Genomic DNA, 24179 nt, shown 5'->3' with positions numbered 1-24179 from the left:
TGGCGGATCGGCCCGACAGAAGGCTGGCCACAGACACCACATTCGGGCGACAGGGGTCTCCCGATGGGTGGTTGCAGACAGGACTCATGATTCATGCACTACGGTGCTTAGGGACTTTTTTGATGACACAACAACACCCCCTCCTTCGGCTGGTCAATAGCACCAGTCTGGTCAGCCAGATCCTGGTTGGTCTGGTATTCGGTATCTTGCTGGCACTGTTTGCGCCCGAGTGGGCGAAAACGGCAGGTCTGCTCGGCAGTCTGTTCGTTGGTGCACTGAAAGCGGTAGCCCCGCTGCTGGTATTCGTACTGGTGATGGCGGCCATCATTGGTCACAAGCAGGGCCAGAAGACCAATATTCGCCCGCTGCTGGCGCTCTACCTTTTTGGTACCTTCTCTGCGGCCGTGGTCGCGGTGATTGCCAGCTTCCTGTTCCCCTCCAACCTCCATCTGGTGGCCAATACTGCCGAGATCACCCCGCCAGGCGGGATCACCGAGGTGCTGCAGACCCTGCTGTTCAACGTGGTGACCAACCCGGTCAAGGCGTTGATGGATGCCAACTATATCGGGATCCTGGCGTGGGCCATCGGTCTGGGTATCGCCATGCGCCATGCCAACGAGAGCACCAAGGCGCTCATCACTGATCTGTCTCACGGTGTCTCCGCCATCGTGAAAGCGGTGATCCGCTGTGCTCCGCTCGGGATCTTGGGTCTGGTTGCCTCCACGCTGGCAGAAACCGGCTTCGATGCCCTGTTTGGCTATGCCCAACTGCTGGTGGTGCTGATCGGCTGCATGCTGTTTATCGCCTTTGTGGTCAACCCGTTGATCGTCTTCTGGAAGATCAAGCGCAACCCCTATCCGCTGGTGCTGACCTGCCTCAAAGAGAGCGGCGTGACCGCCTTCTTTACCCGCAGCTCTGCCGCCAACATTCCGGTCAACATGGCGCTGTGTGAAAAACTGCGCCTGCCCAAAGATACCTACGCGGTCTCCATCCCGCTGGGTGCCACCATCAACATGGCAGGTGCGGCCATCACCATCACTGTGCTCGCCATGGCGGCGGTACATACCCTGGGGATGGAAGTGGACATGGCAACGGCCGTGCTGCTCTCTGTGGTTGCCACCGTCAGTGCCTGTGGCGCGTCCGGTGTCGCCGGTGGCTCTTTGCTGCTGATCCCGTTGGCCTGCAGTCTGTTTGGTATCAGCAACGATATCGCCATGCAGGTAGTAGCCGTCGGCTTTATCATCGGCGTACTTCAGGATTCTGCCGAGACTGCCCTTAACAGCTCCACCGACGTGTTGTTCACCGCCGCAGCTTGCATGGCTGAAGATGAAACCCTGCTGGATGTGGCTCCGGTACCGAGCCGCGAAGCCTGATTCAGCAACGCTCAATTTCGCAACACACTTGCGCCCTCTTCGGAGGGCGCTTTTTATTGTCGGCTTTGCTCTCTTTTCCTCTTTGGTCAATCTCATTGGCTGATGTGCCGGACATTCTGTCGCCCTTGTCCAGGGTGCTGCCTTATCTTTATCCCTTTGAGTCGTGCTTCCTCCTTCTGTTGTGCGTCACACATTTTTGCCTGCTCTGCCAAGAGCCGATTGCTATGGCTTACCCCAGCTCTTCAAGATAATCACAGCATCACAGCATCACAGCATCACAGCATCACAGCATCACAGCATCACAGCATCACAGCATCACAGCATCACAGCATCAAAGAAGAATGGAGGTGGCTGGCTGCGGCAGATGAACCCGTCCTATCAGACACACCATCATGGTTTGGTGAGGGGGAGTAAACGTGTTGGCGATACTGAGCTGCGGGCATGAGGGGTCATGTTGATACCCGACGTGCTCAGTCATGGTGCTGGTGAGCATGCAGATATCCAACAAGGTGGGGGGAGTAATAAGGAGAGAGCAGGGCAATCGCGGATGCAGAGATTGCAGAGATAAAAAAGCCAGCCGACTGTTCGGCTGGCTTTTTGTTATCAGTGGCAGGTGGGGGATTAACCGACCAGCTGATAGAGGATGGCGGAGATGGCGATCATCCCCATCACAGCGACAAATACGTTGCTGATATGGCCCTGATACTTCGCCATGGCCGGTACACGCTTGATGGCGTACATCGGCATGATGAACAGGATGGTAGCGATGATCGGGCCGCCCAAGGATTCAATCATGCCCAGGATGGAAGGGTTGGCAATGGCAGTGCCCCACAGGGTCAGGATGAAGAAGGCGATGATGAACATCTCGACTTTCTTGGCGTTCGGCTCTTTGCCGGACTTGCGCATGTTCTGCACGATCATCCCTTTCAGACCTTCACGGGCACCCAGATAGTGGCCGAAGAAGGAGGAGACAATGGCCACGAACGCAACCAGCGGACCGAAGTAGGAGATGATGGGGCTGGCATGCTGGTTGGCCAGATAGGAGAGCACGGCGATGTTCTGGGCCTTGGCTTCTGCCAGCTGGGCCGGTGTCAGGCTCATGACGCAGGAGAAGACGAAGAACATCACGAAGCCCAGCAGCACCATGGCGGTACGCTTGAGGATGGCATCGGCCTTCTCGACAGCCTGATCACCGTGGTCGCGGCGCTGGGCCAGGGAGAAGCTGGAAATGGCTGGGCTGTGGTTGAAGGAGAAGACCAGTACCGGGATGGTCAGCCACAGGGTCGTGGCGAAATCCTTGGCAGAGGGCACTTGCTCCAGCGCGGCACCGGTCCAGTCCGGAATGAGGTACAAAGAGATACCGGCCAGAATGGCGATCAGCGGATAAACCAGCAGCTCGGTCACTTTCAGCATCAGCTTTTCACCGGCCAGCATCACCGACATCATGCCCATGATCAGCACGATGGAGAGGATCCAGCGCGGCGGGGCACTCATCTGCAGCTGGTTGACCATAAAGCTTTCGACGGTGTTGGTGATACCCACGCCGTAGATCAGCACGATGGGGTAGATGGCGAAGAAGTAGAGCAGGGTGATTAATTTACCGGCACCCACGCCAAAGTGCTCTTCCACCACTTCGGTGATGTCTGCATTTGGCTTTTTGGAGGAGAGCACGAAGCGGGCCAGGCCACGGTGGGCCAGATAGGTCATGGGACCTACCAGCAGCGCCATGACGACCAGCGGCCAGAAACCGCCCATACCCGCGTTGATCGGCAGGAACAGGATCCCCGCGCCAACCGCGGTCCCGAACAAACTGATGACCCAGGTAGAGTCGCGTTTTTCCCAACGAGTGGTTTGAGTAGAGCGGATCCCTTGCTCTGTTGACGCCGCAACTCCCTGCGTGCCAGTGACTGTGTTTGACATCTATCTCACCCCGAATGTGTGGTTCTTATTAAGTCGGCGCAAGGATACGGTTTTTCTAATCAAAAATGTTGATCAAATTCATCTTTACGGCACGAAAAACCGCACTTTCTTATGGAAATGTGATCAAAACAAGAAAAATTCAATTATTGTTTATCAATTGGCACGTTATTTTAGTGTTAATGATTAAATATCGCTCAGCCAAATGTAGGTAAATTGTTATTTTGCGAGATGCTGGGCTAGCTGGTTGATCATGCTGGCGGTAGCCCCCCAGATAAAGTGCTGTTGCCAGGGGATCCAGTAGATGGTGTGTGCTTTCCCCCCTCTGGAAAGGGTCAGGGGGATGTGGTTGCGTCGATCCAGCAGATGGGTCAGCGGCACTTCGAAGGAGTGATCCACCTCATCCGGACTCAGGATGAGGGGATAGTTGCCATCGAGCAGCCCCAGCACCGGCAGTACCTCGAATCGTGACACCGTATTGAGCGGGTTGAGGGTGCCGATCACCTCGATCAGCCGGGCCGGAATGCCGAGCTCCTCTTCGGTCTCCCGCAGTGCCGTGGCAATCAGGTTTTCGTCGCCGGGATCCTGTCGCCCGCCGGGGAAGCTGATCTGTCCCCCATGATGGCGCAGCCGGGGGCTGCGCCGGGTCAATAACACGCTGAGCCCCTCATCGCGCATCACCACCGGGATCAACACCGCCGCCGGACTGAGCCCGCCGATGGCGAGGCGATGGGCCGGGGCGGGTTGCTGCAACTGGAAGCGGGTCAGCAGTTCGTGGCGATCCATGGCGGGGAGCTCTCCTGTGCGTTGGCCAGACAGTGGGGAGGGTTACAGCGCCGACAGCGGTGGCAGGATGCGGGCGACCTTGTCATAGGTCTCCTGATATTCGCTGTCGGCGTCGGAGTCGGCGATGATGCCGCCACCGGCCCAGCAGTGCAGGCGACCCGCTTCGGCGATCAAAGTGCGAATGCAGATGCTGGTGTCCATTCGGCCATGCTGGCTGAGGTAGCCGATGCTGCCGCAATAGGCATTGCGGCGCTGGGGCTCCAGCTCTTCAATGATCTCCATGGCGCGGATCTTGGGGGCGCCTGTGATGGAGCCACCCGGGAAACAGGCCCGCAGTAGATCGACCCCTTGCCAGCGTGCATCCAGCTCACCATGGATGGTGGAGACCAGATGATGTACCGCTGGAAACGACTCCACCGCAAAGAGATGAGGCACGCTGACCGAGCCAGGCCGGCTGACCCGACCTATATCGTTGCGCAGCAGATCAACGATCATCAGATTCTCTGATCTGTCCTTGTCCGCCTGCGCCAGCTCCAGCGCGACTTGCCGATCGATGGCCGGATCAGGGTGGCGCGGACGAGTGCCCTTGATGGGTTTGGTTTCGATATAGCGGCCATCAAGCAGCAGGAACCGCTCGGGGGAGAGGCTCAGCAGCGCGCTCTCCGGCAGGCGGATAAAGGCTGAGAAGGGGGCCTTGTTGGCGGTTGCCAGCAGGCAATAGGCCTGCCACTCATCCCCCTGATAGGGGGCGCTGAAACGTTGGGTCAGGTTGATCTGGTAGCAATCCCCCGCGGCGAGGTATGCCTGAATGCGTGCAAACTTCTCGCCATACTCGGCGCGGCTCATATTGCTCTGCCACGACCCCAGCAAGGCAAAAGCGGGGGCCGGTTTGGCCTGCTGCTGTTCAAGCCAGGCCAGCCGGTTGGCAAGGCCTGCTTCATCCCCCCAGTGCACCAGCTGCCAGTCGCCGGTCGCCACATTGCGCAGCAGCGCCCAGTCGTAGATACCTACCGCCATGTCCGGAACCGCGATATCGGCGGCGGCCTGCACTGGCAGTCGCTCGAAGCGACGGCCCAGATCATAGCCAAACAGGCCGAGGGCGCCGCCAATAAAGGGCAGGTGAGTGGCGCACAGTTCCAGCTCCCCCAGCAACTGTTGCTGGGTATGGGCCAGCAGGGCGAGGGGATCTTCGCTGTGTTTGCTGATATTCACCCCGACACGCAGAGTGGTAACCTGGCCACGGGTTTCGAGGGTCGCCAGCGGATCGGCAGTGATGATATCAAAGCCGTTATCGGCGCCGAGTGGCCCCGCCGATTCCAGCAACATGGCCCACGGCTGATGTTGCAGGCGGGCAAAAAGCTGATGGAGTTCAGCACTATGGTCTAGATGATGGATATGAAGTGTTGGCGTCATTTTATGTTACACAGGCAACAGTTTGGTTCCCGAACCCTAGTCGGTGCTGGTGGGCAAGCGTATCATAGGTGTCGGTGACTTAAGAAAAAACTGCCGTGTCGTTCGTTTTTTGCTGGTTGATAGTTTTTAGCCAGCACGTCAGCACGGCCCATCATATGGAAGCCCTTGCCCTGCTCCGTGGCAGAGACAAGGACCAGTGAGGATGATATGAGCATTATAAAAAAACAGGATTTCATCGATTCTATCGCAGATGCCCTCCAGTACATCTCCTATTACCACCCGTTGGATTTTGTTCAGGCTGCCAAAGCGGCGTATGACCGTGAGGCCAACCCGGCCGCCAAAGATGCGCTGGCCCAGATCCTGATCAACTCCCGCATGTCCGCCGAAGGTCATCGTCCGCTCTGCCAGGACACCGGCATCGTGACCTGTTTCGTCAAGATTGGCATGCAAGTCCAGTGGGACAGCGACATGACTGTGCAGGAGATGGTGGATGAAGGAACCCGTCGTGCCTACACCAATCCTGACAACCCGCTGCGCGCCTCCGTGCTGGCCGATCCGGCCGGCAGTCGCAAAAACACCAAAGACAACGCCCCTGCCGTGGTCCATATCGACATGATCCCCGGCAACAAGGTGGAAGTGAGCATCGCGGCCAAAGGCGGCGGCTCCGAGAACAAATCCAAGATGGTGATGCTCAACCCCTCTGACGATATCGTCGAGTGGGTACTGAAAACCGTGCCGACCATGGGTGCTGGCTGGTGCCCGCCCGGCATGCTGGGCATCGGCATCGGCGGTACCGCCGAGAAAGCGGCGGTACTGGCCAAAGAGGCCCTGATGGAGCACATCGACATTCAGGAGCTGATCGCCCGTGGCCCGCAAACCACTGAAGAGAAGCTGCGGGTCGAGCTCTACGACAAGGTCAACAAGCTGGGGATCGGTGCCCAGGGGTTGGGCGGCCTTACTACCGTGCTGGATGTGAAGGTGAAATCTGCGCCGACTCACGCCGCCTCCAAGCCGGTGGTGATGATCCCCAACTGCGCCGCGACCCGCCACGTTCACTTCGAGCTGGATGGTTCAGGCCCTGCCGAACTGACGCCGCCGAAACTGAGTGACTGGCCGGAGATCACCCGTGAAGCGGGTGGCAACGTGCGCCGCGTCAACGTCGATGGCATCACCAAGGCCGAGCTGGCCAGCTGGAAGAGCGGTGATACCGTGCTGCTCTCCGGCAAGATCCTCACCGGTCGCGACGCCGCCCACAAGCGTATCGCCGACATGCTGAAAAATGGCGAAGGGCTGCCTGAAGGGGTCGATTTCACCAACCGCTTCATCTATTACGTTGGCCCGGTCGATGCGGTTCACGACGAAGTGGTTGGTCCGGCAGGCCCCACCACCTCCACCCGTATGGACAAGTTCACCGACATGATGCTGGGTGAAACCGGCCTTATCGGCATGATCGGCAAATCCGAGCGGGGCCCGAAAACCGTCGAGAGCATCAAGCAGCACAAGGCCGTCTATCTGATGGCGGTGGGCGGCGCCGCCTATTTGGTGGCCAAGGCCATCAAGAAGGCCCGCGTTGTGGCCTTTGCCGATCTCGGCATGGAAGCGATCTACGAGTTTGAAGTGGAAGATATGCCGGTGACCGTTGCGGTCGATTCCGAAGGCAACAACATCCACGAAACCGGCCCGGCCTACTGGTCGGCCAAGATTGCCGAGCTGGATGGCAAGCTCTCCTCCTGAGTGACCGTTTCCGCTGCCGGTTAACGGTATCGGCCCTGTAAAGAAGGCGCGTCCATCCGGATGCGCCTTTTTGCTTTGGCTGGCCAGTTATGGGCTCAAGTTGGCCGTTTGCGGCAAGCGGGTATAAAAAAGGATGGCGTGACGCCATCCTTTTTCGTTGTGCTTGTGCTCTGGCAGCAGACAGCAGAGCAATCGCCCCTGGCTTAGGCCTTTTTCAGGTAGGCGGCAACCAGCACGATCTGCACGCCGTTGACCTTGCCTTCGATATGGAGCGGGTTGTTGGTCAGACGGATGCCCTTGACCAGGGTGCCGCGCTTGGCGGTGAAACCGGCGCCTTTCACGTCCAGATCCTTGATCAGGGTGACGGAGTCGCCCTCTTGCAGCACGGCTCCGTTGGAGTCAACGGTCGGTACGCTGTCGTCATCTTCGTCAGCAATACCAGCTTCAGCCCAAGCCTTGGCTTCGTCTTCCATGTACATCATGTCCAGCAGATCCTGAGCCCATACTTCACCCTTGCCGGAGAGTGCTTTGAGCTGGCGCCATGCCATCACCTGCACCGCAGGCACCTGGCTCCACATGCTGTCACTCAGGCAACGCCAGTGGTTCACCACCAGGGTATCCGGTTGTTCCAGCTGACCACGGCAGGTGTCACAGATAGCAACGCTGTGATCATCGTCGCTGGCGGGGGAGTGAGGCACCACGAAGGCGGTCAGCGCCTGCTCGGCGCTGCACAGTTCACACTTGGCGCCCGCGCGCGCTTGCAGAATGGCGTTGATGGTCATGTTGTTGGTCCCATAGCTAGTGTAAAGCGTCCCGCGTTGGGCGGGGCGCGTGAAAGAGGGGGCGGAATATAGCATAAAACCCCGCCCTTTGTCAGGTCTGCCCTGGCTCACAAGGTTGGCTGTGCTGTTGCGCGGCGCTGATCGTTTGGTATTGAGAGTGCAATTTGAAGCGGGATCGCTAGAATGAGCCTCCTTTTTGACTGCAAGGCAGGGGCATCGTGCTGGCTCAACGTTTTCAACAACTGGATCGACTGCTCACCCGCTACCGGCGCTGGTGGCAATATCAGCCATATCATCATCTGACCATGGCCTTTGTCGATGAGGCGCCCGAACTGGCGGCACTGCTCAATGGGCTGACCCTTGCCCAGTTGGCGGAGCTCGATGCGGATATGGATGCACTCAGCAGTCTGCTTGCCCCCTGGATTGCCGAGGGAGCCGAGCTGCAGCAACTCAGCCAGCTTGCCCTGTTTACCCCTGAGCCCATCACCTGCAGCAAGGAGATGGCGCTGCATATGCCGGGGCGCAAGCAGGCTCAGATCGAGTCGTTCACCGCCTGTTTGCCGGCCCATCAGGGCCCCTATCTGGAGTGGTGTGCCGGCAAGGGGCATCTTGGGCGGCTGGTGTCACTTCATCGACAGGCTCCGATCCTCAGTCTGGAGTTGCAAGAGCAGCTTTGTGACGAAGGTCGGCTGCTGGCCGAGCGGGATGGCGCCAATATGACCTTTACCTGCGCCGATGCTTTTGCCCCCGAGTCGGCGGCGCTGATCGCCCCCGAACATCACGCTATGGCACTCCATGCGTGTGGCGAGCTTCACACCCATCTGCTGGAGCGGGTGGCCGAGCGCAGTGCCAGCGGCGTGACCATCTCTCCCTGTTGTTACCACCTGATCCGTACCAGCCACTATCGCCCGCTGTCAGCCGCGGCCAGCGCCAGCGAGCTGGTGTTGAGCAAGGCGGATCTCAAGTTGCCGCTACAGGAGACGGTGACTGGCGGTGCGCGGATCGCCCGCCTGCGCGAGCAGGAAGTGGTGTGGCGGCTCGGGTTTGACTGCCTGCAGCGTCAGGTGCGCGGTGTGGATGAGTATCTGCCGGTGCCCAATATGCAAAAGAGCCTGCTGACCGGCACGTTTGAGGCATTCTGCGTTTGGGCTGCTGAACGCAAAGGGATTGTGCTGCCCGCCGGGCTGGACTACCCCGCCTGGTTGGAACACGGGGAGCGCCGCTTTGGTGATGTCGCCCGCATGGAGCTGGTGCGCCACCTGTTTCGCCGTCCCCTCGAGATCTGGCTGGCGCTGGATCGCGCGCTCTTTTTGCAAGAGCAGGGCTATCGGGTCGAAGTGGGGGAGTTCTGTGCCAAACCCATGACCCCGCGCAATATCCTGATCCGTGCCGTGCGTGCCTGACATCCGGCTATTTTGAGCATTTTTCTTGAACATTGATGATGGCTGACAGGTTGAGCCTGTCAGCCATTTTTTTCATCACAAACAATGACCGTATGGCATGCCACCCGGCCGTCTCAACTGTTCTAAAAATGGGCGAAAGATCACGCTGTGACGTTTTCGTTTGGGTTCTTTTTCTTTGTTTCAGCTGCACTGAATATCACAAGGTGAAATGGCTCACAAATTCTGCTTATTTCTTAATTCTCATCGTGAATTTAGTTGTTGAAACACCTACTCTTGGAACGCATTAATTCAAACAAGGACGATAAACATGTTCAAACCCAAGCGTTGTGCCTGGCTAATCGCTGCCGCCTGCGCATTGCCAAGCTATGCCGCAATGAGTGCAGCCATGAATATTCAACCCGATCCGCAAAATGCTGGAGGATATGTGATTGCGGCCCCGGATCTGGCCGCCGTGGAAAAAGTCAAGACGGCTAATCCCATGTATGCAATATGGGCCAAGGCATTGGCCACCCGGTCCAATAAAATCGTTGATGCCATTGAACCGGGTCTGGCAAGCAATCCTGACAACGTAAAACGGGTTGAACGGGTATTTCCCCAATCTGAATGGGAATATTTAACCCAGATGGCAGCGCCGGAATATACTTATGTCCGCTTCTTGCGAGCCATCGGTAAATTCCCTGCGTTCTGTGGCGAATATACCGACGGTCGCGACTCTGATGCGATCTGTAAAAAATCCATTGTGACGGCCTTTGCGCACTTCTCTCAGGAGACGGGGGGCCATATTGCCAAGGAGAACGTCTCTGATAACCCGCTGGGGCTGGAAGAGTGGCAACAGGCGCTGGTGCATGTGCGGGAGATGGGCTGGTCAGAGGGACAGACCGGCTATACCACCGGCTGTGGCCAGAACGACTGGCAGAACAAGAAGTGGCCTTGCAGCACGGGTCAGGGGTACTTCGGCCGCGGCGCCAAGCAGCTCTCCTACCACTTCAACTACGGTGCCTTCTCCGAGGCGATGTTCGATGGCGATGCCTCCGTGCTGCTCAACAACCCGGGGCTGGTGGCGGACTCCTGGCTCAACCTCGCTTCTGCCATCTGGTTCTTCCTCACCCCGCAGGCCCCGAAACCGGCCATGTTGCACGTGATTGATCGTACCTGGGTACCCTCCAAACGGGAAGCTGACGCTGGTATCGGCTATGGTTTTGGCACCACCATCAACGTCATCAACGGTGGTATCGAGTGTGGTGAACAGAACAAGGACAAGGGGCAGCCGGTCAATCGAATTCGCTACTGGGAAGGGCTGGCCAACCACTACCAGATCCCGATCAAGGCGGATGAGAAGAACACCTGCTGGCAGCAGACCCCCTATGGCAGCCTCAATCTCAACGGCGCCACCGACGTGCTTTACACCAACTGGGACGGCAACTGGAAATACTACCCGGATCGTCCGGGCGGTTACTCCTTTGAGTGCGAGCTGGTGGGCTTCCAGACCGCCTATTCCGCGCTGGTGCCGGGTGATTACGAGAAGTGTGTGACCAACTTCTACGGGTCCCACGCCAGCTGGCCGAAAGTGCGGATCGTCGCCAAGCTCGATCCCGCTCCGGTCGATCCGGTTGACCCGCCCGTTGATGGCAAGCCTGCCTGGGAGGCCAGCAAGGTCTATACCGCTGGCAGCAAGGTGAGCTACAAGGGCGCCGTCTATCAGGCCAAATGGTGGACGCAAGGGGATGATCCCGCTAAAGGTGGCCCCTGGGCGTTGGTGACGACCCAATAAAGAGACAGTCCATCCATTGATTGATAAGGAGAGGGGGCTTGGCCCCCTTTTTATATATTTTTATGGTATGAGATAATATGTGGCAGCGATTGAAAAAAGATCCATCAATCTGGAGGGGGAACTATATTTCCCAGCCAGCTTTTCTTTCCCGATTAAAGTGACGTAAACGGTCCATATCAAACTTTATTGATGGCTGGGCTTAGTAATATTCAAAAAAGATTGTGTGATGTTTTGCTAAACGATGGGTTCGAAGAGCACACCCATGACTCCATCCCTCTCGTATTTATTATGAGGGTGTTTATTCTTTCCTTCTATCAATTCATGGCATCACTCGGCTCGCTATTTATTTCACAGAGTGAGAAATGAACATATTGGATGTAAAAGTCATATGTATCTATTCGTTTACGGATGAGAGTATGTAGTTCAGCGGATTATTTTCACTGGGAGCGAGGTAATCTTGCTCGATTTTAAAGAATCGTTAAGGTGCGCAGATGAATGGGGATTGTCGTCTCGTTATCCAAATGGGAAGTCGCATGCGGTTTAATCACTAAGCAGATAGCAGGAAAGAGGAGTGCACCATGGAACTGGTGGTTATCCGCCATGCTGAGACGCAGGCCAATGCGGAAGGGCGCTATCAAGGCTCGCTGGATATCGGGCTCAATGACGATGGCGTGCGCCAGATCTTTTGTCTGGCTGAGAAGGTGGCTGTGGCACAGCAGCCGTTCGATCGGTTGCTGGCATCTCCCCTGCTGCGAACAAGGGAGAGCGCTGCCATCTTGTCTCGTCAGTTGGGATTGCCTGTGGAACTTGTGCCAGCCTTTCGTGAGCGGGATGTCGGCCTGTTTGAAGGGTTAACGCAGGTAGAGGCAAGAACACGCTATCCCGAACTGTGGGCGCGCAATATCACTCGGCGCTGGGCTGAAGCTCCTCCCGGTGGTGAGACCATTGATGAGGTGATTGCCCGGGTCTCGCAGGGACTCACGGAACTTGCTTCGACCATGCCGACCATGCAAGGGGAGCGGGTATTGCTGGTGGCGCACGGTGTGGTCGCCAAGGTGATCCGCGCTGTAACGATGGCCAGTTTTGATGACTTCTTCGAGTGGCAATTGCCCAACGGCGGCATGCTGTCGGTGAGGCTCTCTCTGGCTGATGGCGGCCCACTGCGCTTTAGCCGTCCCCTTGATGGTTGTGATTGAAGAGTGCACCAAAAATAGGACGAAAAAAGCGCTACCGGAGAGAGTAGCGCCGCTTTTTGTGTTCGCTGCGGTTGGCTATCTCTGCGGCACAGGTTAGCAGTGTCACCAGAGAGCAGGGGCGTGCGCCATCAGGTCGGCTCCGGCTCCTCTTTGCGGCAGCAGTTGCGTCCCTGCTTTTTGGCCAGATAGAGGGCGGTGTCGGCTCGTCTGACCATCTTCTCTACAGTGTCATGGCTGCCCTTGCTGGCACTGATCCCGATACTGATGGTGAGGGAGATCTCAAGAGCCCCGTCCAGTGCATGGTGCTGGGATTCGATGGCGAGCCTGATCCGCTCGGCGCTGGCCCAGGCGAGCTCGAGGGAGGTTTCCGGTAGCAGTACGATAAACTCTTCGCCACCCCAGCGACCCAGCATGTCCACCTCCCGCAGCTGTTTGCTGATCCGTTTCACCAGACTCAGGATCGCCAAATCCCCCTGTTGATGGCCAAAGGTATCGTTGACTTCCTTGAAGTGGTCGATATCGATCAGCAGCAGGCTCATGGTGTGGCCGAAACGCTGGCAGCGCTGCATCTCGGCGTTGACCAGCTCGTTGAAGCGGCGCCGGTTGGCAATGCCGGTCAGGGGATCCGTGGTGGCGGCGACCTTCAACTCCTCCACCAGTCGGGCTCGCTCAGAGATATCCCGCAAGATGGCGGTCATCTCGGTGGTCGGGCCCAGATTGATCTTGGCGATGGTCACCTCCAGCGGAAATTCGCTGCCGTCTCGGCGCAGACCCATCACCGAGGCGCGGGCATGCATCGGGCGCGAATTGATGGGGGAGCTGCTGAAGGCTTTGAAATAGGTTTCGTGATTGGCGCGAAAACGCTGTGGCAGCAGGGTTTCCAGCCGCTTGCCGAGATAGCTCTCGTCGATCCCGAACATTTCGCAGGCGGCGGTATTGATAAGCTCGATGCGCGATTCGCTGCTGACACTGATGATGCCGTCATAGGCGGAGTTGACCACTGCCTCGAAGCGACGGCGACTGGTGGTGAGCGCCTCTTCCAGCTGCATCCTGGCGGTGATATCGATGGCGGTGACGATGATCCGGTTGATCCGTGCCTGCTCGGGGATGATGGGGGAGAGAATAAAGCGCCACCAACTGGTACGCGAGAGGCTGTCGATGGGCAGCTCGCTCTCGAGCCCGGTCTGCATGCGCACACATTCGTGCATTGGCGGCTCGATGGTATTGGTGATGTAGCGGGGAAACATCTCGCTCAGCTGTTTGCCAATGCTGCCAAGGACATCCAGCTCGAACGCCTTGGCAAAGGTATCGTTGGCAGAGACCAGCACAAAGTGATCATCCTTGTCGAGGCTGAACACCGCCACGGCGGCGCCGATGGCGTCGAGAGATGACTTTATGTCGGCATGGGAACCCTGTGTAAACATGCGACCTCCACGGCGAATAACGTATTGATATTCAGTATAGTGTGGTCGTTTGGCTAACTACTCTTCGATATCCAGCAAGACCAGAATGGCGCTGTCGCCGCCCCATTCGCGGGGGGCCTGATGGAAGGCGCGCACATTGGGGTGCTGGGCTAGCCAGCTGGGAATGCGCTGCTTGAGAATATGTTTGCCGATGCCGTGCATCACCGAGGCGACGTGAATGTTCTCTTTTTGGCAGAGGGTGAGCAGGGCCGCCAGCTCCTGTTTTGCCTGCTGCTGGTTCATGCCGTGCAGATCCAGGTAGATCTCCGGCGGATAAATGCCCCGCTTGAGCTTTTTCAGCTCAAATTTTGACACATCTTCCCGCACGTAACGGGTCGGCCCATCATCGTCGAGATGGGGCTGATACTCATCGCTGAAATAGTGGTCAACCCCAAGCTTTTCGCGGGTTTCGCGCAATTCGCGTTTCTGCTTGACCGGGCGTAACTCGGCCCTTATGGTATCTTGCTTGATTTTCCGGGTACCTTTTATCGCATCGCGGAACAGCAGGGTTTCCTCGTCTGTCGGTGAGGGCGTTTTTTTCATCAGATGCTCATGTATTAGGTATGCGTCTTGCCCGCAACGTAAACGGGGCTCGGGCCGGATATTACTCGACTTGGAGGTGGATTTGGACAAGATATTTATCGATGAGGTGGTTGCCGAGATGCACACCATCCAGGACATGTTGCGTTGGGCCATGAGTCGTTTCAACGACGCCGGGATTTTTTACGGTCATGGAACCGACAACGCCTGGGATGAAGCTGTGCAGCTGGTACTGCCCGCGTTACATCTGCCACCGGATGTAGACCCGGCCATGCGCCACTCCCGTCTCACCAGCAGCGAGCGTCACCGTATCGCCGAGCTGATTATCCGCCGGGTACAGGAGCGGGTACCGGCCGCCTATCTGACCAACAAGGCCTGGTATGCCGGTTGGGAGTTCTACGTGGACGAGCGGGTGCTCATTCCCCGTTCCCCCATTGCGGAGATGGTGGCCAACCGTTTCGCGCCCTTCCTCAAACATGAACCGACCCGGATCATGGACTTGTGCACCGGCTCAGGTTGCATCGCCATCATCATGGCCCACGAGTTCCCGGAAGCGGAAGTCGATGCCATCGATATCAGCATTGATGCGCTGAACGTGGCCGAGCGCAATATCAACGATCACGGGCTGGAGCAGCAGGTCATTCCGATCCGCTCCGATCTGTTCCGCGATCTGCCGGCGGGCGACAAGTACGATCTCATCGTCTCCAACCCGCCCTATGTGGACTCCGAAGATATGTCGGATCTGCCGGACGAGTTCCGTCACGAGCCCGAGCTGGCGCTGGCGTCCGGTTCCGATGGTCTCAAGCTGACCAAGCGTCTGCTGGCCCATGCCGCCGATTTCCTCAAGGATAACGGTGTGCTGGTGGTTGAAGTAGGCAACAGCATGATCCATCTGGAAGCCCAGTTCCCCGAGATCCCCTTTACCTGGGTTGAATTCGAAAACGGCGGTCACGGCGTCTTTGTGATGACCCGTGAAGAGCTGGTGCAGTATCAGGATCATTTCGCCATCTACAAGAACTAAGCAGGAGCGCGCATGGCAGGGAACAGTTTTGGTCAACTCTTTCGGGTCACTACCTTTGGCGAGAGCCACGGCCTGGCGCTGGGCGCCGTGGTCGATGGTTGCCCGCCGGGGCTGGAGATCAGCGAAGCGGATCTGCAGGGGGATCTGGATCGGCGCAAGCCGGGCACTTCCCGCTACACCACGCCGCGCCGCGAGCCGGACGAGGTGAAGATCCTCTCCGGGGTGTTCGAGGGCAAGACCACCGGCACCTCCATCGGGCTCTTGATCGAGAATACCGATCAGCGCTCCAAGGATTACTCCGATATCAAGGATCTGTTCCGGCCGGGTCACGCTGACTACACCTACCACCAGAAGTATGGTCAGCGGGACTATCGCGGCGGTGGTCGCTCCTCGGCACGCGAGACCGCGATGCGGGTAGCGGCGGGGGCGATCGCCAAGAAGTACCTGAAACAGGTGCACGGCATTGAGATCACCGGTTTTCTCTCCCAGCTCGGCCCCATCAAGGCCGAGGCGTTCGATGTGGCGCAGATTGAGCAGAATCCCTTCTTCTTCCCCGATGCGGGCAAGCTGGAAGAGCTTGATCAATACATGCGTGACCTGAAAAAAGAGGGCAACAGTATCGGTGCCAAGGTGCAGGTCATTGCGCGCAATGTGCCGGTGGGCCTGGGTGAGCCGGTGTTTGATCGCCTCGACGCCGATATCGCCCATGCCATGATGGGTATCAATGCGGTGAAAGGGGTGGAGATCGGCGATGGTTTTGCGGTAGTGGAGCAAAAAGGTTCCGAGCATCGTGACGAGATGACCCCGGCGGGCTTTGCCAGCAACCATGCGGGCGGCATTCTGGGTGGGATCTCGTCAGGTCAGGATATCGTGGTAAGCATGGCGCTCAAACCGACTTCCAGCATCACTGTGCCGGGCAAGACCATCAATACCGAAGGCGAGGCCATCGAGATGATCACCAAGGGTCGTCACGATCCTTGTGTCGGCATTCGCGCCGTACCCATCGCCGAAGCCATGCTGGCGCTGGTGTTGATGGATCACCTGCTGCGCCATCGTGCCCAGAACCAGGGGGTGTTGACCCATACCCCGCAGCTGCGCTGATCGCTGTAGCTGCTCATCGACTGATCGTTGCCTGTTTGGGGAACAAGTTCGACAATACCAAAAAGGCGACCTTCGGGTCGCCTTTGCTATTTCAGGTGGCGGCTTATCCTATCATTGCTTGCGGAGAGTGCGGGTCAGCAGATCTGCGGCGCCCGGATCGGCATTGAGGCGACACCTGGGGGGTGAGAACTTGTTGTGGGGTTTGGGCAAGGCATGAATGGCCTCGTTGACTTTGAGGATCTGTTCTTCGCTCACGCTGTTTTTGGCAAACATCAGACTGACCGGCTGGTGGTGTAGCAACAGCTGGCAGCTGATAAACTCTTCGGCCCCCAGTTGGGCCAGCCGGTAGCGGGCATATTGCCACTCCATGATGATGCCATCGAGGCGGCGAGCCAGCAGCAGATCGATCATCCGCTCATCGGCGTTGTATTCGGTCGCCATTTTAAGCGCCGGGCAGCTATCCATCTGATGCATGGGGCGGGTGCCGCGCAACTTGCCTATCTTGAGCCCTTTCTCGTTGCACAACGCGGACAGATTATCGAGCTGCGCCCAACGATCCTGATGGCCCGGGATAGGGTCATTGCTCAGCAGCACATAGGCACTCTGACGGTAGGGGGTCGAGAAGCGGGCATAGCTCTGGCGCTCCGGCAGGGGGAGTGCGGCCATCGCCACATCCAGCTGATCGTGTTCTACCAGATGCAGTGCCCGCGCCCAGGGAAGTTCGCGAAACTTGGGGGCAAAGCCAGCCTGGGTGAGGATCTGGCGGGTCAGGCTGACATCCAGCCCATCCAGCTCACCCCGGTTGTTGATTTGGCTAAAGGGGGGCCAGTGACTCCAGGCCACGGTCAGGGTCTGACTGGCCTGCAGTGCAGGGCTTAGCAGCAGAAGCAGCAGGCCAATCCTTGCCTGCCAGCTGCCGCGGGGACGATATGGCGTGGTCATAGCTAAACCTCGTTATTGTGTTCTTCTATCCCGTGCTTTTGCCCCGCGAGTCATGCCTGCGAGAGCAGATATTGTGTTGCCAGTTAATAGTGTGGTGCGTGCGACATCAATCAACGGGATTATTCGGGGGGCAGGAGGGGGATTTTCTGTTCGTGCTGGGAGGAGCATCACATTTTTCTCGTTTATCCCGGACAACTCCGTTAGACTGCGCCTCTATTCTTTCCCCTTTGCTCTGCTCCCCGGGGAAATCGTTGTTTTCTCAATAGGCCCAGATCTTGTGAGATGGCATCGGCTCAGCAGAGGAGCCCCACCACAAATCCCCGGCGCCCCTATCTCTAGCAGGTAATTATGAGTTTTACTTCCCTCGGTCTGGCCGAACCCTTGTTGCGTGCCGTTGCCGAACAAGGCTACGACACCCCGTCTCCCATTCAGCTGCAAGCGATCCCCGCCGTTCTGGCTGGCCGCGATCTGATGGCGGCGGCCCAAACAGGGACCGGCAAGACCGCAGGCTTTACCCTGCCGATGCTGCAACGTCTGATGGAGAGCAAGCGCAAGGTTTCTCCGAACCGCATTCGTGCGCTGGTGCTGACCCCGACTCGCGAGCTGGCCGCCCAGGTGGGCGAGAGCGTGCGTAACTACGGCAAACACCTGCCGATGCGCAGCCACGTCGTGTTCGGCGGCGTCAGCATCAATCCGCAGATGATGGCGACTCGCCGTGGTCTGGACGTGCTGGTGGCCTGTCCTGGCCGCCTGATGGATCTCTACAACCAGAACGCCGTCAAGTTCGACGAAGTGGAGATCCTGGTCCTGGACGAAGCGGACCGCATGCTCGACATGGGCTTTATCCGCGACATCCGCCGCATCCTGGCCCTGATGCCGAAGAAGCGCCAGAACCTGCTCTTCTCCGCCACTTTCGCCGACGAGATCCGCGAACTGGCCACTGGCCTGCTGGATAACCCGGCTGTCATTGAAGTCGCCCCGCGCAACAGCACCGCCGAGCGTATCGAGCAGCTGGTGCACCCGTGCGACAAGGCCAACAAGATCGCGCTGCTGAGTCATCTGGTCACCAGCAACAACTGGCAGCAGGTACTGGTGTTCACCCGTACCAAGCACATGGCCAACCGTGTTGCCGAGACCCTCGACAAGAACGGCGTCAGCGCCGCCGCCATCCACGGCAACAAGAGCCAGGGTGCCCGTACTCGCGCACTGGCCGGTTTCAAGGATGGTAGCGTCAAGGTGCTGGTGGCGACCGACATCGCCGCCCGTGGTCTTGACATCGACAAGCTGCCGCAAGTGGTCAACTTCGAGTTGCCCAACGTGGCGGAAGATTACGTGCACCGTATCGGTCGTACCGGCCGTGCCGGTGCCGCCGGTCACGCCATCTCGCTGGTGGCTGCAGATGAAGGGAAGCTTATCAAGGCGATCGAGCGTCTGACCAAGCAGAACATTCCGTGCGAGCAGGTAGCCGGTTTCGAAGCCTCCCGCGAGACCCTCGACAACATCGCCCGTGGTATCGGCGCGCCGCTGCGCAAAGAGCCTCGTGATCCGAGCGAGCAGCGCCGTGCGCCGCGTCCGCAAGGTCAAGGCCAGCGTCAAGGTGCCGGTCGTTCCGCCTCCAATGGCAATGCGGGTGGTGCACGTACCGGTAACGGTGGCAAGCCCAAGCCGCAAGGTGGTCAGCGTCCGGCTGATGGTGCCGGCAAACCGGCTCAGGCCCGTCGTCCACGTCGCTCTACTCACAACCAGTAAGCGGCTCGGGAGCTTGACTCCCCAGCTATGCGGTTGACTGAAAAAGCCCTGCCAATCTGGCAGGGCTTTTTGTTTTTTCAGCCATACAATCGGCACTGTGTGGTGCAGCGAGAGCAACGCTAGATGGCGGAGAGGTACTGCTTTTGCATCGCCAGCCAGCGGCCGTTATTGATAAACGCCAGCTGTACCTTGAGCAGGGCCGCAATTTCCGCGCGGTGCTTTTTATCGAGGTAGAGAAAGACCTGCTCTTTGGTGATCTTCTGCCAGGGGGACGCCAGTGCAGGTTGAGAGGCGGGGCGCATCTTGATGAGCCAATCCACTTTGCCTCGATACAGTTGGGCAAGCCCTTGCTTCTCATCGTTCAACCAGATGACCTGATAGTTGCCGAGGAAGCGTTCGCACCACTGGATGCCACGCAGGCAGCCAATCACGGTACCCTCGGCAGGGGGCCAGCTCGGGTTATCCCTTGGCTGACCATAAATCGCCGCCTCCGAGATGGGGGCACCGATCTGCAGCAAGTGGGGATAGGTCTGATCAAAGCCCTTGATCCGGGCCATATCGCCATCGATGGCATGGTCTGCCTCAATCAACTTTTCGCAGCGGGCATAGGTGCAGGGGATCAACTGAAAGTCGATGCCGGCCCGGCCAAACCAGTCATGAATAAAAGGGCGCAATATCGCAGTGTGTTCGACCGCTGCCGCCAGCTTTAGCGGGGTTGCGTGGGCAACGGGAGTCAGCCCGACAAGCAGTAACCAGCCAATCCACTTCATATCGTACTCCTGAATCGGGCTTGTTTAAGCAGCACTGTTGCGACTATCTGTGCAGTGAAGAATAGCCGATGGGGATGGCTGCCAGACCGCTTCGCCAGCTATTCGTGACGGCCGGGTCAGGGGAGCAGCGCCGTGAGCAGGATATGGGCCGCGCTCACCAGGATCACCGTGAAGGTCAGCCCCATTCCCGCCACTCGATAACGGAAGTTCTCCGGCGTGCGGCTCATGCCAAATGCATGGCAGAGGCGGCCAAGCAGCAAGGCACTCCCCAGCAAATGAACCAGCCAGGGGGCATGGCTGCCGGTTTCGACGAAATAGATCAGCAGCAGGGCTAGGGGGACATACTCGGCAAAGTTGGCGTGTACCCGCATGGCGCGCAACATGGCGGGGTCATCCCCATGCCCCAGCGCTACCTTGCGGCTATGGCGGGTGCGAATGGTTCGAATGCTCAGCAACACAAACAGCAGAGCGAGCAGGGCCGCGTAAACAGGCAGTATGGTCATGGTATCTGGCTCCCGGTGCGATGATATCGAGTTGCTGGTGTTCAGAGACGCGATATTGCTCGGCATCTCAATGGCTTGCCTTGAGAGTAGCAGCAAACTGCCTTAGCACGACCGTCATCCACTCACTCGCCATCGGCCAAGCGCAGGCGCAAAACAAACAGCCCTGCCGAGGTGGCAGGGCTGTATTTTGACCGTGTTGATGGTGGGCTGCGCCCCGTCATTACCCCTCGTAAGGGAGGGAGGAGTGGTGTAGCACGATACGCACCTTGCCATCATCCCCCTTCTTGAAACCCCAGGTCTTGTCGACTGTAGTTTCCTTGTTGTCGCGATCCACCAGATGCACCTTGCCCATGGTCAGCGCCATGTCGCCGTTGATATAGACGGCGGCATTGTCATAGCGATAGCTCTGCCAGTTTTTCAGGGCGAACCCTTTGTCGGTGGGGTAGGCGCTGTTGTTGCCGACAAAGTAGGCCAGCGCCCCCTCGCGGTTGGTGCGAAAGGTCTGCTCGCCACCGGCAAGGGTCGGCTTGAACAGCACCGGCCCCTGCTGGTAACCATAGGCGCTGTCGAGCACCGCTTCGGCGGTCGCCTTGGCGCGCTCAATCCCACCGGCGCGATAGTCATCGCTGATCTTGATAAGCGCCGCGCCCCAACCATCCTGCGCGGCCTTGATCTCCGCCTCGGTAATATTGTTGTTGGCGATTTCGGCGGCGCTAAGTGCGCCGCTGGCGGCAAGCAGGACGAGGGCAAGGGCAAGGGTGCTCTTCTTGAGGTGCAACATCATTGTTTTAAGACTCCTGATAGCGATAAACGAGCGGGCAGTGTAGCGAAGGGGCATGAACGGTTTTTGAACTGATTATTCAGGGTTGGGTAGTAAAAAGGTCGGTATATAGCTGAAGGTTTGGGGGATGGTTAGATGGCGTGTGTTGTTTGTTCGACAGATGGGGGGCGAGAGAGTTACATGTATGAGTGCATCTAGAGGTGGATATAAGTTGTATCTGCATCAGCGAACTAAATATTATTCTTTCATTTCGTTAGTATCATAAAGCTGATCTCCATCAAAAAACAGGTTTAAATCAGAGCTGTAGATAACTTTATGCTCACTAAATTGGTTTGCGTTTGATACCCTGTATGTACACACGACTCCTATCCAGAGTCATGAAAAACAAGTGAGTTGTATCGGATGGTTGTATCAATATTAATATAACTTAATATTGCTTACATGAGGCGATTCTATGTGGTTGCTTTTATCCTGATATTAATGGAGGTCAGTTTTTCATGGTGAGATAAGTAGGTGGGATTTTATTTAAATGGGATGGGTAAATATGCTTTTTTTTGGCCATCTATTTTGGTCTGAATAAATAAGAGGCACTATGAAATTTGCAATTGTAGACCATGTTAAAAAAGAGGCATTTAAAGGTGGGTTAGGTATATGCATCTGTTGTGGAAGTGAAACAATTGCAAAATGTGGTCGTTTCAAAGTGCATCATTGGGCTCATAAATCAAAAGTAAACTGTGACCCTTGGTGGGAAAATGAGGGAGAATGGCATCGAAAATGGAAAAGTTATTTTCCAGTAGAGTCACAGGAAATAGTATTCAGCCAACCGATCACTAATGAGAAACATATCGCAGATGTGTTTACTAATGGTGTGGTTATTGAAATGCAGAGCTATTCGATAAAAGACGAGGAAGCTCGTTTAAGAGAGACGTTTTATAATAAAATGATTTGGATAGTAGATGGTTGCAAAAATGATTTCGATAGAATAAATTTTGGTTTGAGTGTTGGTGCAGCTCATACAGAAGATACTTCTCTACGTATGTTGAGATGGCATGGTCGCAGTAAGATATTTGCTAAGTGGTCTCAAGCTACGAAACCAGTTTATTTTGATTTTGGAACGGATTTAGTTTGGCTGCTATTACAATTTGATCCAGAGAGTAAAAAAGGTATGGGCAAAGCGATATCGAAGGAGCAGCTAGTAAATCAACTTGGTGGGAGATATTACTAGCGATTATTTTTAGGTATCTTAACCCTTTGAAGATTAACATGCACTTTTTAACGATCTCACCAACACAAAGCCCCGCCAATCAGATTGGCGGGGCTTTGTTGTTTGGGAATTACCTATCGGCGAGGGCTATAGCGCGGGCAGCAGCCCCATACTGACGCTGACCTGTACGCCGACAATCAGTAAGCCCATGGCGGCGGCCACTCCAAGCGCCACTACGCCACCTGGGGCGCGGTAGTGGTGGGCAGGTGCCTGTTTGCGGCTCTGCCATACCAGCGCCACCGGCAGCAGTACCGCCAGGATCGCCAGCGCAATGGCTGCGTAGCCGAGGGCCATGATAAAGCCCTGCGGGAAGTAGAGGGCAAACAGCAATGGCGGCACGAAGGTGATGAGGCCGGTCTGGGTGCGGCCCTGCCAGTTGTCCTTGCGGCGGGTCACCTTGGCCATAAAGTCGAACAGCCCCAGCGTCACCCCGAGGAAGGAGGTGGCGAGCGCCAGATCGGCAAACAGGTGCATCGCCTGATTAAACGCGGGCCAGCTCACCAGCTTGCCGACGTTGGCCAGCAGGCTGTCCAGCGCGCCGCCGGTTTGCAGCAGGGCTTGCTGGCCGAGCAGACCGAGGATCGCCACCTGCCACAGCACGTAGAGGATCAGCGGCAGGGCTGAGCCCCAGACAAAGACCCGACGCAACTGCTTGGGGCAGTCACCGAGGTAAAGCATCACACTCGGAATGGAGCCGTGAAAGCCGAACGAGGTGAAGATGACCGGCAGGCCCGCCAGCAACAGGCCCTGACCCAGCGGCATCGAGAGCAGATGCTGCCCTTCGGTGCGGGGCAGCAGCAACGCCAGCACCACCACCATGATCACCAGTTTGACGGTGAACATCAGCCGGTTGAGGTAATCCACCGAGCGGGTACCGACACAGACCATGCCGCCAAACAGCAGAGTAAAGGCCCAGGCGGCCTGCTCCTGGCTGAGGGGCATGCCCGCATCGGCCAGCGCCTGTGCCAGCAGGCTGCTGCCGCCGCTGATGTAGGCGGAGGCCAGCGAGTAGAACAGCATCAGGATACAGAAGGAGGCGATGCGCTTGCCCCAGGGGCCGAGCAGATGATCCGCCAGCTGGTGCAGGTACCACTTGCCGGTGTTCAGGCTTGCCTCTACTTGCAGCATGGCGGTGAAGGCCATCAGAGCCCAGAGGCCGACCATCAACATCAGGGTGGCGGGGCCGCCGAGGGAGGAGGAGGCCAGCGGCAGGGCCAGCATGCCGGCGCCTATAGTGGTGCCGGCAATCAACAGGGTACAACCCAGGGTTTTGGTATTCATGTTATCCATCCGAACGTAGCGGTGTCAGTGCAAACAGGCGATGTCAGCATTGACGTCAACAAGAGGGGGCCAATTGGCGTTATCAGAAGGTGCCTCCGGTGATAGGGCCGGAGGCTAGCAATATCGGAACGGGAACATCTGTACCTAAAACCTGTCAGTTGTAAAAGATGGTTGCCACGTTAGCGGATCAAAATAGCGGAAACAACCCCTTTTATACGGATTTTGTACTGGCTTGTGGCAACAAGTGGAAATAAATGATGACAGTGGTAGCTAATTGCAGAAAAAAGCACCGAAAAAATGACTGGCAGTGGCTCATTGATACAGGTCAGCGAAGTGGTTGCAGCACGGATGGGGGAGTGCCTTGTCGTGGCGTTGGCGTTTAGTTGCGG

At 57.3% G+C, this 24179-nt stretch carries 19 protein-coding genes and 1 pseudogene; 9 read left to right on the top strand and 11 right to left on the bottom strand.

Annotation, left to right across the window (positions count from 1 at the left end; genetic code table 11):
- Window positions 1-122: 122 nt before the first annotated feature.
- Window positions 123-1373 (top strand): serine/threonine transporter SstT, encoded by a 1251-nt coding sequence (sstT, locus tag I6L47_RS03445; protein WP_005345324.1) that lies wholly within the window; start codon window positions 123-125, stop codon window positions 1371-1373.
- Window positions 1374-1994: 621 nt separating this feature from the next.
- Here the strand turns inward: sstT and I6L47_RS03440 are convergent.
- From I6L47_RS03440 to pabB, 3 genes are all read right to left on the bottom strand, one after another.
- Window positions 1995-3293, bottom strand: a complete 1299-nt coding sequence (locus I6L47_RS03440; protein WP_005351750.1) for a serine/threonine transporter — start codon at window positions 3291-3293, stop codon at window positions 1995-1997.
- 216 nt (window positions 3294-3509) lie between these two features.
- A complete protein-coding gene (locus I6L47_RS03435; protein WP_216948668.1) occupies window positions 3510-4076 on the bottom strand; it encodes a CoA pyrophosphatase in 567 nt (188 codons plus the stop codon).
- Between the two features lie 42 nt (window positions 4077-4118).
- Window positions 4119-5402 carry an aminodeoxychorismate synthase component I gene (pabB, locus tag I6L47_RS03430; RefSeq protein WP_254204854.1) on the bottom strand — a complete coding sequence of 428 codons (1284 nt, stop codon included), beginning with the start codon at window positions 5400-5402 and terminating at the stop codon, window positions 4119-4121.
- Between the two features lie 294 nt (window positions 5403-5696).
- Between pabB and I6L47_RS03425 the strand changes: the two genes are divergently transcribed.
- Window positions 5697-7223, top strand: a complete 1527-nt coding sequence (locus I6L47_RS03425) for a fumarate hydratase (protein WP_216948666.1) — start codon at window positions 5697-5699, stop codon at window positions 7221-7223.
- 203 nt (window positions 7224-7426) lie between these two features.
- On the opposite strand, the gene I6L47_RS03420 is transcribed toward I6L47_RS03425, so the two are convergent.
- Window positions 7427-8005, bottom strand: coding sequence for an alkylphosphonate utilization protein (locus tag I6L47_RS03420; protein WP_005333203.1), 579 nt, complete (start codon window positions 8003-8005; stop codon window positions 7427-7429).
- Between the two features lie 183 nt (window positions 8006-8188).
- Between I6L47_RS03420 and I6L47_RS03415 the strand changes: the two are divergent.
- The 3 genes and pseudogenes from I6L47_RS03415 (at window position 8189) to I6L47_RS03405 (ending at window position 12375) form a co-directional block, all read left to right on the top strand.
- Window positions 8189-9408 (top strand): annotated as a pseudogene (locus I6L47_RS03415) (methyltransferase).
- A gap of 307 nt (window positions 9409-9715) precedes the next feature.
- Window positions 9716-11179: a chitinase gene (locus I6L47_RS03410; RefSeq protein WP_216948664.1), complete on the top strand. Its 1464-nt coding sequence runs from the start codon at window positions 9716-9718 to the stop codon at window positions 11177-11179.
- A gap of 578 nt (window positions 11180-11757) precedes the next feature.
- A complete protein-coding gene (locus tag I6L47_RS03405) occupies window positions 11758-12375 on the top strand; it encodes a histidine phosphatase family protein (protein ID WP_216948663.1) in 618 nt (205 codons plus the stop codon).
- Window positions 12376-12503: 128 nt separating this feature from the next.
- On the opposite strand, the gene I6L47_RS03400 is transcribed toward I6L47_RS03405, so the two are convergent.
- Together I6L47_RS03400 and smrB are read right to left on the bottom strand one after the other, a co-directional pair.
- Window positions 12504-13799, bottom strand: coding sequence for a diguanylate cyclase (locus I6L47_RS03400; RefSeq protein ID WP_042083013.1), 1296 nt, complete (start codon window positions 13797-13799; stop codon window positions 12504-12506).
- Between the two features lie 57 nt (window positions 13800-13856).
- Complete coding sequence (gene smrB / locus I6L47_RS03395) at window positions 13857-14381, bottom strand: endonuclease SmrB (RefSeq protein WP_005333198.1); 525 nt, start codon at window positions 14379-14381, stop codon at window positions 13857-13859.
- A gap of 82 nt (window positions 14382-14463) precedes the next feature.
- Here smrB and prmB point away from each other — a divergent pair, with 82 nt between their 5' ends.
- Together prmB and aroC are read left to right on the top strand one after the other, a co-directional pair.
- Complete coding sequence (gene prmB, locus I6L47_RS03390; protein WP_005345333.1) at window positions 14464-15399, top strand: 50S ribosomal protein L3 N(5)-glutamine methyltransferase; 936 nt, start codon at window positions 14464-14466, stop codon at window positions 15397-15399.
- A gap of 12 nt (window positions 15400-15411) precedes the next feature.
- Entirely contained in the window at window positions 15412-16500 is a 1089-nt protein-coding gene (gene aroC, locus I6L47_RS03385) for a chorismate synthase (RefSeq protein WP_127005564.1), read from the top strand.
- Window positions 16501-16611: 111 nt separating this feature from the next.
- Here the strand turns inward: aroC and I6L47_RS03380 are convergent, their stop codons facing one another.
- A complete protein-coding gene (locus I6L47_RS03380) occupies window positions 16612-17442 on the bottom strand; it encodes an ABC transporter substrate-binding protein (protein WP_160880736.1) in 831 nt (276 codons plus the stop codon).
- Between the two features lie 348 nt (window positions 17443-17790).
- Between I6L47_RS03380 and I6L47_RS03375 the strand changes: the two genes are divergently transcribed.
- Window positions 17791-19191: a DEAD/DEAH box helicase gene (locus tag I6L47_RS03375; RefSeq protein ID WP_216948662.1), complete on the top strand. Its 1401-nt coding sequence runs from the start codon at window positions 17791-17793 to the stop codon at window positions 19189-19191.
- 119 nt (window positions 19192-19310) lie between these two features.
- Here I6L47_RS03375 and I6L47_RS03370 read toward each other — a convergent pair whose 3' ends face one another.
- The 3 genes from I6L47_RS03370 to I6L47_RS03360 form a co-directional block, all read right to left on the bottom strand.
- Window positions 19311-19961: a hypothetical protein gene (locus I6L47_RS03370; protein ID WP_216948661.1), complete on the bottom strand. Its 651-nt coding sequence runs from the start codon at window positions 19959-19961 to the stop codon at window positions 19311-19313.
- A 116-nt stretch (window positions 19962-20077) separates the two neighbouring features.
- Window positions 20078-20464, bottom strand: a complete 387-nt coding sequence (locus I6L47_RS03365; protein WP_203119111.1) for an MAPEG family protein — start codon at window positions 20462-20464, stop codon at window positions 20078-20080.
- Window positions 20465-20684: 220 nt separating this feature from the next.
- Entirely contained in the window at window positions 20685-21248 is a 564-nt protein-coding gene (locus tag I6L47_RS03360) for a hypothetical protein (RefSeq protein ID WP_216948660.1), read from the bottom strand.
- Between the two features lie 589 nt (window positions 21249-21837).
- Here I6L47_RS03360 and I6L47_RS03355 point away from each other — a divergent pair.
- Window positions 21838-22470, top strand: coding sequence for a competence protein CoiA (locus I6L47_RS03355; RefSeq protein WP_216948659.1), 633 nt, complete (start codon window positions 21838-21840; stop codon window positions 22468-22470).
- A 126-nt stretch (window positions 22471-22596) separates the two neighbouring features.
- On the opposite strand, the gene I6L47_RS03350 is transcribed toward I6L47_RS03355, so the two are convergent.
- The gene (locus I6L47_RS03350) at window positions 22597-23790 is read right to left on the bottom strand and encodes an aromatic amino acid transport family protein (protein ID WP_216948658.1); all 1194 of its coding nucleotides are present in this window, start codon (window positions 23788-23790) and stop codon (window positions 22597-22599) included.
- Between the last annotated feature and the right edge of the window lie 389 nt (window positions 23791-24179).

Source organism: Aeromonas sp. FDAARGOS 1417 (assembly GCF_019046985.1).
Lineage (GTDB): Bacteria > Pseudomonadota > Gammaproteobacteria > Enterobacterales > Aeromonadaceae > Aeromonas > Aeromonas veronii.
This window is presented reverse-complemented; position numbering and strand designations above follow the sequence as displayed.

What these genes read in the sequence shown, in the direction of transcription:
- sstT (WP_005345324.1), top strand. Translation starts at nt 123, where the DNA reads ATGACACAACAACACCCCCTCCTTCGGCTGGTCAATAGCACCAGTCTG.
- I6L47_RS03440 (WP_005351750.1), bottom strand. Translation starts at nt 3,293, where the DNA reads ATGTCAAACACAGTCACTGGCACGCAGGGAGTTGCGGCGTCAACAGAG.
- I6L47_RS03435 (WP_216948668.1), bottom strand. Translation starts at nt 4,076, where the DNA reads ATGGATCGCCACGAACTGCTGACCCGCTTCCAGTTGCAGCAACCCGCC.
- pabB (WP_254204854.1), bottom strand. Translation starts at nt 5,402, where the DNA reads ATGTTGCTGGAATCGGCGGGGCCACTCGGCGCCGATAACGGCTTTGAT.
- I6L47_RS03425 (WP_216948666.1), top strand. Translation starts at nt 5,697, where the DNA reads ATGAGCATTATAAAAAAACAGGATTTCATCGATTCTATCGCAGATGCC.
- I6L47_RS03420 (WP_005333203.1), bottom strand. Translation starts at nt 8,005, where the DNA reads ATGACCATCAACGCCATTCTGCAAGCGCGCGCGGGCGCCAAGTGTGAA.
- I6L47_RS03410 (WP_216948664.1), top strand. Translation starts at nt 9,716, where the DNA reads ATGTTCAAACCCAAGCGTTGTGCCTGGCTAATCGCTGCCGCCTGCGCA.
- I6L47_RS03405 (WP_216948663.1), top strand. Translation starts at nt 11,758, where the DNA reads ATGGAACTGGTGGTTATCCGCCATGCTGAGACGCAGGCCAATGCGGAA.
- I6L47_RS03400 (WP_042083013.1), bottom strand. Translation starts at nt 13,799, where the DNA reads ATGTTTACACAGGGTTCCCATGCCGACATAAAGTCATCTCTCGACGCC.
- smrB (WP_005333198.1), bottom strand. Translation starts at nt 14,381, where the DNA reads ATGAAAAAAACGCCCTCACCGACAGACGAGGAAACCCTGCTGTTCCGC.
- aroC (WP_127005564.1), top strand. Translation starts at nt 15,412, where the DNA reads ATGGCAGGGAACAGTTTTGGTCAACTCTTTCGGGTCACTACCTTTGGC.
- I6L47_RS03380 (WP_160880736.1), bottom strand. Translation starts at nt 17,442, where the DNA reads ATGACCACGCCATATCGTCCCCGCGGCAGCTGGCAGGCAAGGATTGGC.
- I6L47_RS03375 (WP_216948662.1), top strand. Translation starts at nt 17,791, where the DNA reads ATGAGTTTTACTTCCCTCGGTCTGGCCGAACCCTTGTTGCGTGCCGTT.
- I6L47_RS03370 (WP_216948661.1), bottom strand. Translation starts at nt 19,961, where the DNA reads ATGAAGTGGATTGGCTGGTTACTGCTTGTCGGGCTGACTCCCGTTGCC.
- I6L47_RS03365 (WP_203119111.1), bottom strand. Translation starts at nt 20,464, where the DNA reads ATGACCATACTGCCTGTTTACGCGGCCCTGCTCGCTCTGCTGTTTGTG.
- I6L47_RS03360 (WP_216948660.1), bottom strand. Translation starts at nt 21,248, where the DNA reads ATGATGTTGCACCTCAAGAAGAGCACCCTTGCCCTTGCCCTCGTCCTG.
- I6L47_RS03355 (WP_216948659.1), top strand. Translation starts at nt 21,838, where the DNA reads ATGAAATTTGCAATTGTAGACCATGTTAAAAAAGAGGCATTTAAAGGT.
- I6L47_RS03350 (WP_216948658.1), bottom strand. Translation starts at nt 23,790, where the DNA reads ATGAATACCAAAACCCTGGGTTGTACCCTGTTGATTGCCGGCACCACT.